The 15870-nt window shown below is 59.6% G+C and carries 18 protein-coding genes; 6 read left to right on the forward strand and 12 right to left on the reverse strand.

All coding sequences use genetic code 11. The annotated features are described in order from the left end of the window. Window positions 1-40 precede the first annotated feature (40 nt). Window positions 41-868, reverse strand: a complete 828-nt coding sequence (locus Pan189_RS14145; RefSeq protein ID WP_310820501.1) for a hypothetical protein — start codon at window positions 866-868, stop codon at window positions 41-43. A 276-nt stretch (window positions 869-1144) separates the two neighbouring features. On the opposite strand from Pan189_RS14145, the gene ispF reads away from it, so the two are divergent. From ispF to ruvA, 3 genes are all read left to right on the forward strand, one after another. After that, complete coding sequence (ispF, locus tag Pan189_RS14150; protein ID WP_145364625.1) at window positions 1145-1633, forward strand: 2-C-methyl-D-erythritol 2,4-cyclodiphosphate synthase; 489 nt, start codon at window positions 1145-1147, stop codon at window positions 1631-1633. An 88-nt stretch (window positions 1634-1721) separates the two neighbouring features. Beyond that, window positions 1722-2240, forward strand: coding sequence for a crossover junction endodeoxyribonuclease RuvC (ruvC, locus tag Pan189_RS14155; RefSeq protein WP_145364626.1), 519 nt, complete (start codon window positions 1722-1724; stop codon window positions 2238-2240). Between the two features lie 14 nt (window positions 2241-2254). Next, entirely contained in the window at window positions 2255-2878 is a 624-nt protein-coding gene (gene ruvA, locus Pan189_RS14160; RefSeq protein WP_145364627.1) for a Holliday junction branch migration protein RuvA, read from the forward strand. Window positions 2879-2974: 96 nt separating this feature from the next. Here ruvA and Pan189_RS14165 read toward each other — a convergent pair whose 3' ends face one another. The 10 genes from Pan189_RS14165 to ald form a co-directional block, all read right to left on the reverse strand. Further along, complete coding sequence (locus tag Pan189_RS14165) at window positions 2975-3937, reverse strand: ThuA domain-containing protein (protein ID WP_145364628.1); 963 nt, start codon at window positions 3935-3937, stop codon at window positions 2975-2977. Window positions 3938-4120: 183 nt separating this feature from the next. Continuing rightward, on the reverse strand, window positions 4121-4657 hold the full coding sequence (locus Pan189_RS14170; protein WP_145364629.1) for a hypothetical protein: 537 nt from the start codon (window positions 4655-4657) through the stop codon (window positions 4121-4123). Further along, window positions 4654-5163: a hypothetical protein gene (locus Pan189_RS14175; RefSeq protein WP_145364630.1), complete on the reverse strand. Its 510-nt coding sequence runs from the start codon at window positions 5161-5163 to the stop codon at window positions 4654-4656. Before Pan189_RS14175 ends, Pan189_RS14170 begins: the two co-directional genes overlap by 4 nt. A 321-nt stretch (window positions 5164-5484) precedes the next feature. Further along, complete coding sequence (locus tag Pan189_RS14180) at window positions 5485-5682, reverse strand: hypothetical protein (RefSeq protein WP_145364631.1); 198 nt, start codon at window positions 5680-5682, stop codon at window positions 5485-5487. 154 nt (window positions 5683-5836) lie between these two features. After that, complete coding sequence (locus Pan189_RS14185; protein WP_145364632.1) at window positions 5837-6802, reverse strand: acyl-CoA desaturase; 966 nt, start codon at window positions 6800-6802, stop codon at window positions 5837-5839. Window positions 6803-6990: 188 nt separating this feature from the next. Next, the gene (locus tag Pan189_RS14190; RefSeq protein WP_145364633.1) at window positions 6991-7716 is read right to left on the reverse strand and encodes a response regulator transcription factor; all 726 of its coding nucleotides are present in this window, start codon (window positions 7714-7716) and stop codon (window positions 6991-6993) included. After that, window positions 7713-8618, reverse strand: coding sequence for a sensor histidine kinase (locus Pan189_RS14195; RefSeq protein ID WP_310820502.1), 906 nt, complete (start codon window positions 8616-8618; stop codon window positions 7713-7715). The genes Pan189_RS14190 and Pan189_RS14195 overlap by 4 nt, the downstream gene beginning before the upstream one ends. 116 nt (window positions 8619-8734) lie before the next feature. Continuing rightward, complete coding sequence (locus tag Pan189_RS14200) at window positions 8735-9070, reverse strand: hypothetical protein (RefSeq protein WP_145364634.1); 336 nt, start codon at window positions 9068-9070, stop codon at window positions 8735-8737. A gap of 121 nt (window positions 9071-9191) precedes the next feature. Further along, window positions 9192-10037 carry a sialidase family protein gene (locus tag Pan189_RS14205; protein WP_145364635.1) on the reverse strand — a complete coding sequence of 282 codons (846 nt, stop codon included), beginning with the start codon at window positions 10035-10037 and terminating at the stop codon, window positions 9192-9194. Window positions 10038-10114: 77 nt separating this feature from the next. Beyond that, window positions 10115-11206, reverse strand: coding sequence for an alanine dehydrogenase (gene ald, locus Pan189_RS14210; protein WP_145364636.1), 1092 nt, complete (start codon window positions 11204-11206; stop codon window positions 10115-10117). A gap of 167 nt (window positions 11207-11373) precedes the next feature. Here ald and Pan189_RS14215 point away from each other — a divergent pair, with 167 nt between their 5' ends. The 3 genes from Pan189_RS14215 (at window position 11374) to Pan189_RS14225 (ending at window position 15569) form a co-directional block, all read left to right on the forward strand. Further along, window positions 11374-12252 carry a Nif3-like dinuclear metal center hexameric protein gene (locus Pan189_RS14215; protein ID WP_145364637.1) on the forward strand — a complete coding sequence of 293 codons (879 nt, stop codon included), beginning with the start codon at window positions 11374-11376 and terminating at the stop codon, window positions 12250-12252. Window positions 12253-12390: 138 nt separating this feature from the next. After that, the gene (nadC, locus tag Pan189_RS14220) at window positions 12391-13281 is read left to right on the forward strand and encodes a carboxylating nicotinate-nucleotide diphosphorylase (RefSeq protein ID WP_145364638.1); all 891 of its coding nucleotides are present in this window, start codon (window positions 12391-12393) and stop codon (window positions 13279-13281) included. Between the two features lie 11 nt (window positions 13282-13292). Continuing rightward, entirely contained in the window at window positions 13293-15569 is a 2277-nt protein-coding gene (locus Pan189_RS14225) for an ArnT family glycosyltransferase (RefSeq protein WP_310820503.1), read from the forward strand. A gap of 10 nt (window positions 15570-15579) precedes the next feature. Here the strand turns inward: Pan189_RS14225 and Pan189_RS14230 are convergent, their stop codons facing one another. After that, window positions 15580-15795, reverse strand: a complete 216-nt coding sequence (locus tag Pan189_RS14230; protein WP_145364640.1) for a hypothetical protein — start codon at window positions 15793-15795, stop codon at window positions 15580-15582. Between the last annotated feature and the right edge of the window lie 75 nt (window positions 15796-15870).

Genomic DNA, 15870 nt, shown 5'->3' on the forward strand with positions numbered 1-15870 from the left:
CTGCTCGTTCATAACCGGGCAGTCTGCTTTTTTATTCGCGCTAAGGCGTTTCGCCGGCATCGACGCCGACAAGACGAATCACAGCCAGCCGCCGCACCGGCCCGTTGTCGGTTTCATCGAGGAAGAACTGGCCGCCGGCCGTTTGCTCGGGATCGTTCGTCGCCGTAACGATGGCCATCTCGCCGGCATTGAGCGTCAGAGTAAATCGGTCTTCGAAGAAGCGATGGGCTTTTCGCCCGTTGCCCATTCGCCAGCCTTCTTCCGTCGCCACGGGGCGAAGTTTGTCGCCTCCGAAATGGATTTCCGGAAGGAAATCGAGCTCGGCCCATCCCTCCTGCAAACTTCGACAGGTGACCTGCAAAACGGGAGTGGCGCCGACCAGCTCTTTCTCCGGCGTTTGATCAGTCGCGGGCACGGTAATCGGTCGCCCCAGCGGAGCCGTCTCGACTTCGGTCGTTCCCCCCGATCGCAACACGAGTTTCCGGCCGGTAAATCGTCGCTGAGCCGGATCGAGTCCGATCTCATCGAGTTCGCCGAGTAATTTCTGCAATGCGACCGGCGGTCGAGAACTACTGATGCCGATGCGGAAGCCGTCCTGAGTCAGTTGTTCGCGTTTCCCAGGTTCCAACGCCCCGATCTGGTCAATTTCATCCCACAAGGCAGGTCCCAGCAGGGGATCATCAGCCGGACGTTCCAGATAGATGACTTCGACTCGCACGAGATCACCGGCGAGTTCCGAGAGCGGTCGCAGTACGGTACGCGGCCCCGAGACGTCTTCGGAATCACTTTCAATGCCCAATCCCGGTGTCAGCGCAGAGCAACCGGCAACGAACGCGGCAATTGCCGCGCCGATCGTGAGCAGGCTCAAGGCTGAGTGGTATGGTCGCACGGAAGTCTAAGGGCAGAAGGGAATTGGCCCGCCCGGCGGAAGGGAATGGCGAAGGTGTAGACTGCCAAAGGCGTTAGTGTCAATTGCGATTTCCGATTCGAAGCGCCGCCACAACGGCTCGGCGATCACAAACGAGCATCTGCTCATAAACGACGCTCAAAGCGGTCACTAGAGCCGACGTTGCCGTTGCGGGTCATCTGGCCCGGCTTTACCATCCGCGTGAATTCCAACCACCCTCAAATTCCCGCCCCAACTATGTTTCGCGTCGGACTCGGTCAGGACTGCCACCAACTTGTGCCCGGCCGCCCCCTGCTTCTGGGCGGAGTTGTCATCGACCATGAGAAAGGCCTTCAGGGACACAGCGATGCCGATGTCCTGCTGCACGCGGTGACCGATGCGATTATTGGGGCGGTCGGACGCGGCGACATTGGCGAGTGGTTCCCGAATACCGACCCGAGCTTCCGCGGAGCCGATTCTCGACACCTACTGTCTGCAGTGATGCGTGAGGTGACCGCGGACGGTTGGACCGTGATCAATATCGATTGCACGATCAACGCCGAGCGGCCCAAACTCAGTAAACACAAGGCCGCAATTCGCGAAAGCATTGCGGAACTGGTCGGCATTTCCGCAGAACTCGTCAATGTGAAGGCCAAGACCGGCGAAAAGGTCGGACCCGTCGGACGTGAGGAAGCAATGACGGCCGAGGCCGTTGCTTTGTTGGAACGGCCGGATGCCGAAGATTAAAAATTAGCGATCAGCTTGAGCGGCAGGCGCAAGTCGGCCTGCGAGATGTCGCCATCAACTGTTACGTCATGGATTGGCTACGAACGTCATGGGCGAAAGGATCCTCGGCATCGACCCCGGCCTCCAGCGCACCGGGTACGCCATCATCGAGCGAACGCCGCGCGGGCCCCGTCTTGATGAAGGGGGTGTCGTCCGCTCCAACCCGGCCGACTCACTGGTCGATCGCGTGACGGAGATCGCCTCGGGGATCGAAGAGATACTCACCGAGTGTCGGCCCGACCGCGTCGCACTCGAACAGGTTTTCTCGCACGGGCGATTCCCCAAGACCGCCATTCTGATGTCGCACGCCCGCGGCGCGATCTTGGCCGCCATCGGACGCTCGAAGACGCCGCTGTCTCACTACACGCCGACGCAGGTGAAACGGACCCTGACCGGGTCGGGTCGGGCCCCCAAAGAGCAAATGCAGGACGCGATCATGCGCGAGCTGCAATTAAAGGCCATCTTGGAACCTCACGACGTCGCCGACGCCGCCGCGATGGCCCTGTGCGGCTACTACGATTCCGCGAATGAGATTGCCCTGCGGCCCTCTCATAAATCTCCCACCTAAGGCCTCCGAACGACGTGATCACCCGTATCTCCGGTATTCTCAACCGTGTCAGCGACTCCGAAGCCTTCGTGCAGGCCGGGCATTTCGAGTATGAGGTATTAATCCCCGACTTCGTCCGCCGGCAGGTCCAGCCGCTGATGGGTAATGAGGTCCACCTCCGCACGATCGAATATCTGGAGGGCAACCCTCAAAAGGGCCGGCTCACCCCACGCCTCGTCGGATTCTTAAGTGACGCCGAGCGCGACTTCTTCGATTTAATTTGCAGCGTCGATGGAGTCGGCGTTCGCAAGGCGCTGCGTGCGATGGTTCGTCCCGTCCGCGAGGTCGCCCATGCGATCGAAGAGCAAGACACCAAGCAGCTCTCCACGCTCCCCGGCATCGGCCCCGCGATGGCCGAACGCATTGTGGCGAAACTTCGCCGCAAGATGACCCGCTTCGCCTTAATGGCCGACCGCGACCTGCCCGCCGACTCGGAAACCGGCCACGACGTCCTCACCGAAGCCGCCGAAGCCTTAATCGCCCTCGGCCACACCCCCGCCGACGCGTCCGCCAAAGTCGAATCGGTCGTCCAAGGCGGCAAGAAATTTAAGTCCGTGGAAGACCTCTTAATGCAGATTTACCAGCGCGAGAATGGTTGAGTGCTCGGGCCATACAAGCCCGAGGCGCGAGCCGAGGTATTTCGCCTGCTCACCTGTAAATGTGTCGCAGGGGGGATTGAGCGACAACCTCGCCTCTTAATCCTTCCATTCAAAGGGCCGCTGGCTCGCCTTCTCAGCCGTCGGGAAGTCTTCGGGCACGGGGATCGTGACCTTGCCGGTGGCGGCCCATTCGGTGCCGCGGAGAAAGGTGGTGATGAAACTGACACCTTCGAACGCCGGGGTGTCGTCGCCGAGGATCGTGTGGAACACGCGACCCTTACCATAGTCGAGCACCATCAGTGCCGGCTCGTGCTTTACGAACTTTTTGGGCAGTGAAAGATCGAAGCCGGTCGCGAGGACCGTCATGTTCGTCGCGGGGCCGCGCAGGTGGGCATAGCATTCGTCTTGAGACGTCATCCAGACCGCCGGCAGCCCCTGCATGATGGGGTGATTCGGCTCACGCACCGTAATCGGGTATTCATGCTTGCTCCCGTGGGTCCCCGCCTTACCGGGAGACCGGTCCCGCACTTCCTTGCCGCCCTCGAAGTAAACGCGGGGCCCATCCTTCTCGGTCCGCCCGCCCCAGCCGCCGATGCCGATCATCTCGTTGTAGGCGGGCCATTCGGGAAAGGCATTGTTCGCCGCATGGACCACGACAAATCCGCCCCCGCCTTTCATATATTCTTCGAACGACTTCTGCGTCGCCTCCGGCCACGGCGCCGCCTTCCAACCGTGGTTGTTAATGACGACATCGTATTCATTAAACTTCGGTGCGTAGTTCGGGTCGGTCTTCGATGCTTTAAGAAGCTCCTTCTCGCCGACGTCGGCGTGCGGCAGATACTTCCGCTCACGCTCCGCCTTCCACAGGTACTGAGTCCGGGCGACGTCGACGTCGAACAATCCGGTCTCCTCGAGATACTGCTTCATCATGACCGTCGACTTCGGCCAGACGGCGTGATTGTTCTGGCCGTCCAGAATCAACGCTTGCAGCTTCTCTGCGGCGTGTGACGAACTCGCGAGTACGGCCAATAGCAATGTGGTGGTGATGAGAAACTTCATTTTGGTCAACCTGCAATGAGTCACGGGTATTCTTCTGTCAGCGATCTAATCGCCAAGACATGAGCATGTCGACTGGGTCAGGCAAGGCACAGGGACCACTCGAGAAGTTGAACGCCAAAAAGCGAACAGTCGAATCGATGATCGATTCAACCCCCATCTACGCAAGAAAATTCCGAGCCGTCCTCAGCCCGGATGCGCAAACAGCCCCGAGAGCTGTACAACTAGAAATCCGTGGGCGTCAACGGACCCATCGCCCGTGACGGTAACCACCTTGCCGGGAGCTAGGTCGAAGACGGTGCCTGCGGAGTGCGGTAGGACCTCTCCCTGTTGGTCAACCACCTGAATGACGGCGTAAGAGTCCTCTTCCTTCCACTTCCAGCGGCAGAATGGGCAGGTGCTGGGGTCGTGGTCCGGGCCGATGTTGTAGTCCGATTCGGGATAGCCTTCCGAGACATAAAACGTCGCCTGGTCCTCGGCAGACCAGTCTTCGAAGTTGCGATTGCCGACCTTCACGATGAGCGTGACTTCGGGATTGTCGGCGACCTGCCGTCGTGCCTGCTCGATCGTGACCGCCCCCTGCGGCTCCTGCTCCAGCAGCAGTTGCTCGCGAACGGTCAGCACCTCCGGCGGGACCGATTCACCGCATCCCCCCAGGGCCACACAGGCGACCGGGAGGGCCAGCAGCAGCATTGTTGGCAGGGCAGTTCGGCGGCGGCTCACTCTTCCGCCCCGCCGGAGGACGCGAGGTTCTGCAGACTCGAAATGACCGAGTCGATATCGCTGCCGACGTCGTCCCAGGTCTTGCCCGATTCCTTCCCGTGAATCGTCTGGTCGAGTGCCCCGTACGACTCAAAAAGAGTCTCTTGAGCGGTCTCAACGGTGGCCTGTTGCTCTTCACTCAGGCCAGCCTTTTTCGCCAAGCTCACGAGGTCTTCGAGCACGTGCCCCACGGCGTGGACCGGCCCGTCGGCCTTTTTCAAATCGTTCTCCGCGAGCGCCGCTTTGACGGTGTCCCGCATTTCGGTCAGTTGTTCGACGGCCCCGGCGAACGTCTCCGGGTGCTCGTCGGCATGACCGTGATCGTGCCCGTGGTCGTGGTCGTGACCATGCTCGTCATGGCCTCCGCCCTGCTGCGCGGTCGTGTCGGCGGTCGGGGTTCCGTTCGTACATCCGAGCATCAGGAGGCCCGATGCCGCGAATGTGACCGAAAGTAAAAAACTCTTCATGATGGCGACGCTCAATTCGTTAGCAGGTTACATGGAGCACAACGGCTCCGGCAGTCTCGTCCGCATGCAGTACGGTGGAAAAGTCCGGACTGTTGGGGCGGAAGCTCTGGTTTTTGATATCTTTCGAAGACCGCAAGGTGATTCAGTTCTTCCAGTTATGGAGAACGAGGTAAATGTCACGCCGAGCGGTTCTTGTTCCGTCGACTCTACCGTCAGGGCGGTCACATTACCTGCCCCCCGCTCTCATAAGGCAGCTCTATAAAACCGTCCTCAGCCACCATATTGGAATGAAGACATGATTAGCCGGGTGTTATTTCCCCATCACTCCTCACCGGAGTCGGTCGCCGCGCCGACGACCACCAGAATCAGCCCCACGACGGCCATCCCGATGCGGATGCCCCAGCCGATGGTGGGGCCCCAGAGGTCGACCCACATCAGCAGGATGAACTCGAGGCCGAGCAGGTTGAGGATCATCGAGCCGATGCCGAACAGGAGCAGGGTTCCGCCGAGCTTTGCCATGTTTGAACTCCGGTGAGTCTTGCGTTTAAAGCGAGCAAGAACGGCAGGGTATCGTTTCGCTCATAGTGAACAAGTCATCGCGGATCGGCGCATAAAAAAAGCCCACGGGTTGCAACCCGTGGGCTTTGCGATGATTTCTAAACGCCGATGCCACTCAGTGAGAGTGAGCGGGGTTCTTGTCTTTGACGTCGTAGGCGAGGCCCGTGGCTTTGAGACCGCAGATGACCCAGTAGGTGGGATCGAATTCCCACCACTTGTGGCCAGCCCGAGCGTTCGACGGGTGGGCGTGGTGATTGTTGTGCCAGCCTTCGCCGTAGGCGGCGATGGCGACCCACCAGAGGTTCTTGCTCTCGTCGCGGCTCTCGTAGTTACGATAACCCCACAGGTGGGTGGCACTGTTAACGAACCACGTGCTGTGGTAGCCGCAGACCATTCGCAGGCACAGGGCCCACAGGACCATCGGGATGCCGCCGATCGCGTAGAGGATCACGCCGGTGCCGATCAGCCACCAGACGTAAGTCTTCTCGTACATTAAGAGCAGCTTGCGGTCTTTCAGCTCCGGAGCGTAATGATCGAGCAGCATGTCGGCTTCGGCCTGCGGTCGCTTCAGGAACATCCACAAGATGTGAGCCCACCAGGCCCCTTCATTGGGAGCGTGCGGGTCGCCGTGTTGATCCGATTGCTGATGGTGCAGGCGGTGCGTCGCGGCCCAGCGGAGCGGGGTGCCTTCACCGGAAATCACGCCGCAGAAGATCACGAACCAGTCCGCCGGATGCCGCAGCTTGAGTGAACGGTGAGCGAGAAAGCGGTGATAACCCAGGCAAATGCCAATGCTCATGGTCATCCAGTGGAGCACGACGGCCGCGGCCAGAGCCTGCCACGTGAAGAAAAACGGGGCCGCCAAGGCTCCCGCGTGCATGCCGACGATCCACGCCGTGATCGGCCAGTCGACCTCGCTCCATTTTAAGCGATCAGGCGCGAACGAATCGTGGACCGCTTCGCGCTCCAGTTGTTTCTGCGACTTTTCCGGCTTCGGCTCGGCGACGGCGGTATCGAGCGTGTCATTGGTATCGATAAAAGCGTCGACGGACGCCGGTGCTTCAAGTAGGTCGGTAGGCATGGTCTGCTCTCGGTGGGTCTGAGGATCAGGGGCCACTCGGCCGCCGCACCGGGGGATTTCCTAGGTGCGAACGCCAAGGCGGTCGATCTACGTGAAACTATACCGACGCCACAAGAGCGATCGGTCAGCCGACCGTCACGGTACTGTCACACTTGTGTCACAGCCGTAAGCCGTTTCACAAGAATACGTTACGAGTCGCTTCGGGCGCGGAATTTATAGCCTGTTCCGCGGACGGACAGCAGGAACTGAGGATTGGCGGGGTCGGCCTCGATCATGCGTCGGAGCCGCATGACAAAATTGTCGATAGTTCGGGTTGTGACGTCGGAGTCGGGGGGCCACACGTTCTCGAGGATTTCCATTCGCGGAAGGACCCGGCCTTCATGCTGAATGAAGTAGCGGAGGAGTTGGGCTTCGAGGGTGGTCAGTTCATGCTTTTCCTGCTTGTCGGGCCGGTCGATCACCACCTGAAATTGATCGAAATCGATTGTCACGCCGTCGAACTGAAACTGGCCGCCGGGCGTTGAAGACGTCACCTCCGCCTCCCGGTCGGAACGCCGGGCCAGCAGATTCTTCACGCGGGAGATGACCTCGGGCAGAGAAAACGGCTTCGACAGGTACTGGTCGGTCCCGGCGTCGAAGGCGAGGGTGCGATCCTCGGGAAGCTGTCGGGCGCTGAGAATCAGAATCGGCACCCGGCGATCCTGCTTGCGAATCTCCCGGCAAACGTCGTAACCGCTCATGCCCGGGAGCATCAGGTCGAGAATGATCACGTCAAAAGGCGACTTATCGCCGGAATAGTGATTCAGCGCGCTGCGGCCGTCCATCGCCACGGTGACGGCGTAGCCTTCCTGCTTAAAATTGAACGCTAGCCCGGCGGCCAGCGCTTCCTCATCTTCAACGATTAAGAGTTTCATCCTTCCCGCCCCGGCAGTTCGACTTCGAAGATGCTCCCCGGCTTGCGGTAGCGGTTATAGACGTGGATGTGGCCGCGGAGAATGTGGACCAGCGTGCGGACGATGTAAAGCCCCAGCCCGGTCCCTTTTCGAGTGCGTTGCAGTTCGTTGCCGCCACGATAGAAGAGATCGAAAATCTTCTTTCGCTGTTCGGGCGGCACGCCGGGGCCGCTGTCGGCGATCCGCGTGACGACGCGGCGACGATGCACGCGGACCTCCACTTCAACGGATGGTTCATCACCGCCATATTTAACGGCGTTGTCGAGCAGATTACCGAAGATCATCTCGAGCAGCATCGGTCGGGCGTGCACGAAAGCGGGGTGGGCATCGAAAGCGAAGACCGGTTCGAATTCGACCTGATGATGTTTGCAAGCGTTTTCAGCACATTTGCGGAGGAGCGGTTCCAACGCCACATCCTCGGGAGAGGTCTCCTCGCCGAGGCGCTCGAGCCGGCCGACCTCGAGTAATTGATTTATTAATTCTTCGAGACGACTGAGTTCTCGGGCCATGGTCTCATAGAACTCAGTCCGCTGCTCCGCATCGAGTTCCTGTCGCATCCGCAGCGTGTCGATATAGAGCCGCAGTGACGCGATCGGACTTTTCAATTCGTGCGTCACGCTGTCGACGAAATTAATCTGCCGCTGGTGCAGACGGACTGATTTGATGCTCAGCACAAGATAGAAGGTCAGCCCGACCAGAATCAGCGCGAACAAAACCGTCCCGACCGTGAGCGCCGACCATTGCGACCCTTGGGCTAAAAAGATGATCCAGCAGACCATCAGCGCGATATTCAGCGACATCAGAACCACGCTGAGCGTGATCGGCAAGTGCAGCGTTCGCGATTTCCGAATGAGGGTGGGCAAAAGGAGAGTTTAGAGTCTAGAGGCTAGTGTTGAGAGAACCGAAACGCGACCCGGTCTACCCATGGGGAGTCTAATATTTCAGCGGGGCCTTCGTCCGAACACACGTCGACCTGTCGTTAAGTCTCATCTGGAGCACGTTCATCAAGGACCCCGATCTCGTGGTACAGGGCATCCATCAGATCACCAACGACGCGGGCATGTTGAAACAGTTCCGGATGAAGAAGTATCGTCGGATGATCCTCCATGAAGTCTGCCCAAGTATTTCGAATGAGATGGGCACGGTCGAGTGCCTCATGCGCACCGAACGTCCCGGGGCCGAAACTCGATTCGAGCGTCGGCCCCTCGGACGTATCGCAGTGGTTGAATCGAGCTTCTTTCAACATATCAGCGTGATCGTGTAACGCCTCCGCGAGCGTCGACTTGAAGGCAGACTCCAATTCTACTGAATTCATTCAAATCTCCGTAGCTTCATTAACTACCCCTACTGACTGCCAACCACTTTACTTACAACGTCTTTAATTTCGATCTCATTGAAGGAAGTCGCAATGACAGGCGACAACTTGTCTTTAACATCTATGCCTCTGCGTAGATAATGGCTTCGATGTGATTGTCTAATTTAAGAACTTCGTCGAATTTGTAGCCATCGGTTGAGCGGAGAATCCGACCTTTCCAGTGCGAGCCGACGAAGACGCCATCGCCGTAGCAGCAGGCGAGCGGGGCGTTCTCGTTGGGGATTCGCTCCCACGAGCGGCCGTTGGGCGACTCGAGTGTGCCCCCGTTGCCGACGGCTACGAATTTCTCTCCAGTCCAAATCACGGTATTAAAGTGTTCGCCTTCGAGCCCGCGTTCTTTAAAGTTCCATTTCAGGCCGTCCTGGCTCGACATCCGCAAGCCGTGCAGTCCGACACCGACATAGGTTCCGTCACCATAGGCGACGTCGATCAATGTATCGATCGGCTTGGTATCAGGGGCGTCTTCCCACTTTCTCCCGTCTTTCGAACGGGCGATGCGGCCGCTCCCGCCGACGGCGACGTATTGGTTGTCGCCCCAGACCAATCGAAGCAGCCCTTTGCCCTTTTGATCGTCTTTGGTCCAATTCTGGCCGTCGTCGGTGTAGTAAAACGTCGTGCCATTGTAGTTAACGTCGGTGCCGGTGCCGATGAATTGGCCGTTGCCATAAGTGATAAACCCGATGCCGTTCCCACCCTTGGGTAATGATTGAGCTTTCGACCAATTCTTACCGTCTTTGGTGACGGAATAATCATTCTTGCCCGCAGCGATCGCGGTGTTGTTGCCGAAAGCGACCGTTCGGAAGTATCGGCGATCGTCCATTTCCGGCTTCGACCACGTTCTCGCGTCCCGCGAGCTCATGCGGACGCCTTTGTGACCGACCGCGAGGTAGAAACCATTTTTTGCCATGGGACTGAGCTATTTTGATGTGGGAGACAATTAAGGTTCACAACGCGACTCTATCAGAGCGATCCGAATCAGACTGATCAATTCAGTTCAGCATACTCAAGTCCGAACGTATCGGCGACGGCGCGATTGGTGACGCGACCGCCTTGAAGGTTGATGGCCGATCGCAGCGCCGCGTCGGTTTGCAACTGGCCCTGCGCGATGCGCATCACGAACGGAAATGTCACGTTGCACAGCGCATAGGTGCTGGTGCGACCGACGGCGCCGGGCATGTTCGTGACGCAGTAGTGCACAATGTCATCGACAATATAGGTCGGCTCGGCGTGCGTCGTCGGGCGAGATGTTTCGAAGCAACCGCCCTGATCGATGCAAACGTCGACGATCACGGCCCCCGCCTTCATCTCTTTAAGATCATCAGCCGTGACGAGCCGCGGTGCGCGGGCCCCGGGAATTAAGACGCCACCAATCACGAGATCGGCTCGGCGGACCTGATCTCGGATATTGTGCCGATCGCTAAACAGTGTCGTGACGTTGGATGGCATCACGTCTTCAAGGTGCCGCAGGCGGTCGACGTTGATATCCAGAATGACGACCTCGGCTCCGAAGCCGGCGGCGATCCGGGCCGCCTCTTTGCCGACGATTCCCCCGCCGAGCACCACGATCGTCGCCGGTAATACCCCGGGGACGCCACCGAGCAGAATGCCGCGGCCCTCCTGCGGGCGTTCCAGATATTTCGCGCCCTCCTGAATACTCATCCGCCCGGCAACCTCGCTCATGGGGGTGAGCAAGGGAAGATCGCCTTTAACGCCGCGGAGTGTCTCATAGGCGATCGCCGTGATGCCGCGTTGGAGCAACGCCTTCGTCAATTCCTCACTGGCGGCGAGGTGATAGTACGTGAAGACCATCTGTCCTGATCGGAGTAATGGCCACTCTTCAGGCTGCGGCTCTTTGACTTTCACCAAGAGTTCAGCAGCCGCAAAGACGTCTTCTGCCGAGTCGACGATCGTCGCCCCGTTGGCGGCGTAGACCTCATCGGGCAGACCGCTACCGTCGCCGGCGCCACGTTCAACAAGCACCTCGTGCCCCGCGGTGACAAGTTCCTCCACTCCCGCGGGCAGCATCGCCACGCGATACTCGTCCGATTTCACTTCCCGCGGCACACCGACGATCATGGACGCTCCCTTGGCTCGATTCCTCTTACGCAAAATCATACGTTGAGAGGCCGGGATCTGCAGCCACACACGAAGAACCCGACCTTTCAATCAATCGACCGGCAAGTGTGCGCGTTGCCGTCACCGTCGATGTCGCCGAATCGCCAAAGCGCTCACAGGACAACTTCATGCCGACCGTTCACGACCTCCGTCGGGCGCTGGAAACCATCGCGCCGCCTACGATCGCCGAAGACTGGGACAACGTCGGGCTGTTGCTCGGCGATCCCGAGGCGGAGGTGAACCGCGTCTTGACCTGCCTGACGCTCACGCCCGATGTCGCCGCCGAAGCCGTCGAGGACGAAGCCGACCTGATCGTGACCCACCATCCGATCTTCTTTCGTGGGACGAAGCGAATCACGACTGAGACTTCAGACGGGGCGATGATCCTGAAACTCGCTCGGGCCGGGGTGGCGGTATATTCGCCACACACCAGTTACGACAGCGGCCCCGCGGGAATCAATCGCCAGATCGCCAACCGCCTCGGCCTCGACGATGTCCGCCCGCTCCGCGTGATTGAGCCCGCTTCTACACAAGCCCGCAGCGCCAGCAAGGGACCAACAGAGGAATGCCGAGCAGATTTGAACGAGTCAACAAACGAAAATCAGTCCGACCCCGCCGAACTCGGCGCGGGACGCTACGGAGTGCTGAACCCGCCTTTGGAAGTGCATGAATTCCTACGACGGGTCAAAGTCGCCTTCGGGATCGACTCCTTGCGTCACGTGCCGGCTGATACCGAACTGGTCGGTCGCGTCGCAATCGCCTGCGGCTCGGCGGGCGAGTTCCTCTCCGACGCGTCAGCGCACTGCTGCCAATATCTGCTGACCGGTGAAACGAGCTTTCACACCTGCCTGGAAGCCCGGGCCGCAGGAATGGGGCTAATTTTGCTCGGCCACTATCGAAGCGAGCGGTTCGCCATGGACCGACTGGCCGAGATGCTCTCCGGCGAATTTCCGGAAATCTCGGCCACGTCGAGCCACGCCGAAAGCGACCCCATCACCAGGAGCTAAGTGCAATCACCACAAGCCGCGATTCCTGAGAACCGCGGACCGAACGCCGCGTCAAACTTTGAAAAGCACTCTCAAACTGGCAACGCAATCGATCACCGCCAAATAGGAAGCGATACTTTTTTGGAGACCGTTCATTCGATGCTGACTTCTGACGAACTGGTCGCAGCCGACAGGTTGATTGAACTCGCGCTGGCTGAGGATCTCGGGCCAGATCGTGACGACATCACCAGTCGCGTAACGCTGCCGGAAGAGGCGACCGGTTCGGTCGAAATTGTCGCCCGCCAAGCCGGCGTCCTCGCCGGATTGCCGATCGCCGCGCGGGTCTTCGAGCGACTCGGGGCGGAGGTCGCCTTCGAAATGCTGACCCGAGACGGAGCGAACCTCGAACCCGGGACGGCGGTCGCGGCGCTCTCGGGACCGCTGCGAACCTTGCTGACCGGAGAGCGGACGGCTCTGAATTTTTTGACGCTTCTGAGCGGTGTCGCGAGCCTGACGCGGCAATTCGTCGACCGCGTTGAAGGGACGAGTGCGGTGATCCTAGATACGCGAAAGACACTGCCCGGTTACCGCCTGCTGGAGAAATATGCCGTTCGAAAAGGGGGTGGCACGAACCATCGCATGGGTCTGCACGACGGCTGCCTGATCAAGGACAATCATCTTGCCGGTCGGAAGTCGACCCATCCCAATGAGTCTTTAGCCGAGATGTTGCGTAATGTTCGCCGCGAGCTCGGCGCTGAGCGATCGATCGAGATCGAGGTGGACACGTTGGATCAATTGCGTGAAGCGCTGCCGGGGGAACCGGACATCGTGCTGCTCGACAATATGCCCCCCGACACGCTGCGAACCGCGGTCCGACTGCGAGACGAACTCGCACCGGCAGCACTGCTTGAAGCGTCGGGTGGCGTGACGCTTGAGACGGTGCGGGGAATCGCGGAGGCAGGCGTCGACCGCATCAGCATCGGTGGGCTGACGCATTCGGCCCCGGCACTCGACCTCGGATTTGACTGGTCCGACCGGGCGACAGCATGAGCCGAAGATCGATGACCAAGTCAGACCAAATTGCCGCGAGCGAGGATCGTAGTTCTTTGGTTCGGCTGATTCCGATTGCGATCGGAGCCTGGCTGGTACTCGCCGGGATATTGTTCGCCACAGTGACACTCACCAATGCCGGGAGCGACTGGACACGGCTCAAGATCGCATTCGTGCTGCTCGATGGTATCGCAAGGGAACTCCCATCGGGCGTGCAGTTCCTTCCGCAGCGGATCGATCTTCTCCTCACGGCGATCAGTATCGTCGCGGGAGCGTTCGCGATGGGTCGCCTGCTTGTGCGGTCGGTTATCCCGCGAGATTTCGCGACGGCGTTAGAGCGTCAGCTCTTCGCGATCGCGATCGGTTACTCCGCCGTCTCGCTTTTGACGCTGGCTGCCGGACTTGTCGGCGCACTTTCGAGACCGCTTTTCATGGTGGTTCTTGTCGCCGCGGTGCTTGCAGAATGCGCGCTGACGGTGGTCGACCGACGATGCAACAGCGGTACGAAATTGCGATGGCCAAAGCTGGGCCGGGTCGAGATTATCTGCATCGCGACCGCCACTCCGTTTGTGATTCTCGCTTTGCTCGGAGCGATGTTTCCGCCAATGGAATTCGACGTGAAGGAATATCATTTAGGCGGCCCCAAGGAATTTTTCGTAGGCGGAGCGGTCACGTTTCTGCCGCACAACGCCTATACAAGTTTTCCATTCTTCAGCGAGATGCTCTCGTTGTGCGCGATGGTCTTGCGAGACGATTGGTATCGCGGCGCGTTGGCGGGCAAGCTGGTGCTCGCGACGTTCGGCCCCCTGACGGGCTTAGCGATCTACGCGGCGGGCAAGCGATTATTCTCACCGGCCACCGGAGCCGTTGCCGGGCTGTTTTACGTCAGCGCGCCTTGGACGTACCGCCTGTCAGTGATCGCGTACGTGGAAGGCGCGCTCTCGTTCTACGTGGCAATGGCGATCTTGTCCGGTGTCGTCGCGGTCATTGCGATCCGAGAGGGCACCGCGGGTGCATGGAGAGTATCTCTGCTACTCGGACTCATTAGCGGAACCGCGGTCGCGTGCAAATATCCCGGGCTGGTGCAGGTTGTGATCCCCGCGGGTGCCCTGATGATCGCCGCCGTACTCTTTGCTCGGAGACGGTTTGCTCGGAGAAGATCCCACCAACCGGCAGAAGATACCGAATCGACTGAGAGACCGTCCGGTCGTCCGATGCGACTTCTGACTGGTTCCGTCTTCGCACTCGGAGTCTTGCTCACCTGCGGCCCCTGGCTGCTGAAGAACACGATCGAAACTGGCAACCCGGTCTATCCGTTGCTCTTCTCCGTACTCGGCGGAGCAGACTGGGACCCCGAACTCGATGCCAAATGGGGCGATGCGCACTCGCCGCCGCACTTTCGCCCGGTCACATTAGCCACCGAGGCGTTCGGAATTGCTGCTAAGAACGACTGGCAGACTGCTGTGGTCCTGTTGTTCGCGCCTCTCTCTCTCTTAAGAGTCCGAGAGCCTCGGACCGCGATTCTGTGTGGCCTGTCTCTTTACCTTTATCTGGCGTGGTGGCTGCTGACTCATCGCATCGATCGCTTTTGGGTGCCGATGCTGCCTGCGCTCGTGTTGCTGAGCGCTGTCGGATTTGAAACGGCGAGGCGATCAATCGGTAACGCGATGCCGGTCGGAATGGCGGGCATCGCAATCGCCTTCAATCTGGGGCTGATCTTTACTGGCATCTGCGGCCCGGCTGAAGTTCTGGCTGACCTCGACGCCGCCCGAAAATACTCGGAGCGCAGTTCGACCGGCATCGCCGCAGTCAACAAGTTGGTGGAGCCGGGTGACCGAGTGTTGCTGGTCGGCGAAGCGGAGATCTTCGACGCACGATTCCGCCCGATTTACAACACGGTCTTCGACAAAAACATCGTCGAAGAATGGATGGGTGATCGCAGCGGATACCAACCGTTCGGCGGAATGGATTCACTTCCGCCCGAGACTATTGCGAAGACACTCGAAGACCAAGAGATCAAGTACATCCTCGTCAACTGGAGCGAGATCGCACGCTACCGCACGACCTACGGCTACAGTGACTTTGTGACTCCGGCGATCTTCGACGACCTGGTCGCAGCCGGCGTGCTCGGCGAGCCGATTGCCGCGGCGTTTGTCGAACTCGATGCCCTCCCTTCCAATCAGAGGAAGCTCATCGAACGGGAATTCCCGCAATTAATAAAAGAAGGGCGACCGACCGTTTTTCTCGCGGAGACGATCTACCGCATCCGCAGTCGGGCGAAAAAATGATTCAGACTCGCTACTCGGTCGGAAATTGATTCCGCTGCAGTTCGCGATTCGTGCCACCGCGGACGCAGCGCTTGGCGACCTCGGGGATCGCGTAGTCTTCCGGCAGAAAACTGCCGGTATCGACCAATTGACGGTCGTCATCCGCCGCGGTGCCGTACTCCAATGTGCGGTCCTGCGGCCCGGCGAATTCCTCACAATGAGGTTTGAGTTCGTCGATTTCTCTCATCGCTAGGTCTCCCGGGCCCGCACCAAACGAAGCTTGCCGGGAAATGGCCATTTCGAATTCGGCCCTTCCCGACGA

This window comes from Stratiformator vulcanicus (assembly GCF_007744515.1).
GTDB lineage: Bacteria > Planctomycetota > Planctomycetia > Planctomycetales > Planctomycetaceae > Stratiformator > Stratiformator vulcanicus.

Excerpts from the sequence above, each read along its gene's own strand:
- nadC (WP_145364638.1), top strand. The coding sequence starts at position 12,391 with ATGCTGACTTCTGACGAACTGGTCGCAGCCGACAGGTTGATTGAACTC.
- Pan189_RS14230 (WP_145364640.1), bottom strand. The coding sequence starts at position 15,795 with ATGAGAGAAATCGACGAACTCAAACCTCATTGTGAGGAATTCGCCGGG.
- Pan189_RS14205 (WP_145364635.1), bottom strand. The coding sequence starts at position 10,037 with ATGGCAAAAAATGGTTTCTACCTCGCGGTCGGTCACAAAGGCGTCCGC.
- Pan189_RS14175 (WP_145364630.1), bottom strand. The coding sequence starts at position 5,163 with ATGAAGAGTTTTTTACTTTCGGTCACATTCGCGGCATCGGGCCTCCTG.
- Pan189_RS14225 (WP_310820503.1), top strand. The coding sequence starts at position 13,293 with ATGACCAAGTCAGACCAAATTGCCGCGAGCGAGGATCGTAGTTCTTTG.
- Pan189_RS14190 (WP_145364633.1), bottom strand. The coding sequence starts at position 7,716 with ATGAAACTCTTAATCGTTGAAGATGAGGAAGCGCTGGCCGCCGGGCTA.
- Pan189_RS14185 (WP_145364632.1), bottom strand. The coding sequence starts at position 6,802 with ATGCCTACCGACCTACTTGAAGCACCGGCGTCCGTCGACGCTTTTATC.
- ald (WP_145364636.1), bottom strand. The coding sequence starts at position 11,206 with ATGATCGTCGGTGTGCCGCGGGAAGTGAAATCGGACGAGTATCGCGTG.
- Pan189_RS14180 (WP_145364631.1), bottom strand. The coding sequence starts at position 5,682 with ATGGCAAAGCTCGGCGGAACCCTGCTCCTGTTCGGCATCGGCTCGATG.
- Pan189_RS14200 (WP_145364634.1), bottom strand. The coding sequence starts at position 9,070 with ATGAATTCAGTAGAATTGGAGTCTGCCTTCAAGTCGACGCTCGCGGAG.
- Pan189_RS14215 (WP_145364637.1), top strand. The coding sequence starts at position 11,374 with ATGCCGACCGTTCACGACCTCCGTCGGGCGCTGGAAACCATCGCGCCG.
- ispF (WP_145364625.1), top strand. The coding sequence starts at position 1,145 with ATGTTTCGCGTCGGACTCGGTCAGGACTGCCACCAACTTGTGCCCGGC.
- Pan189_RS14165 (WP_145364628.1), bottom strand. The coding sequence starts at position 3,937 with ATGAAGTTTCTCATCACCACCACATTGCTATTGGCCGTACTCGCGAGT.
- ruvC (WP_145364626.1), top strand. The coding sequence starts at position 1,722 with ATGGGCGAAAGGATCCTCGGCATCGACCCCGGCCTCCAGCGCACCGGG.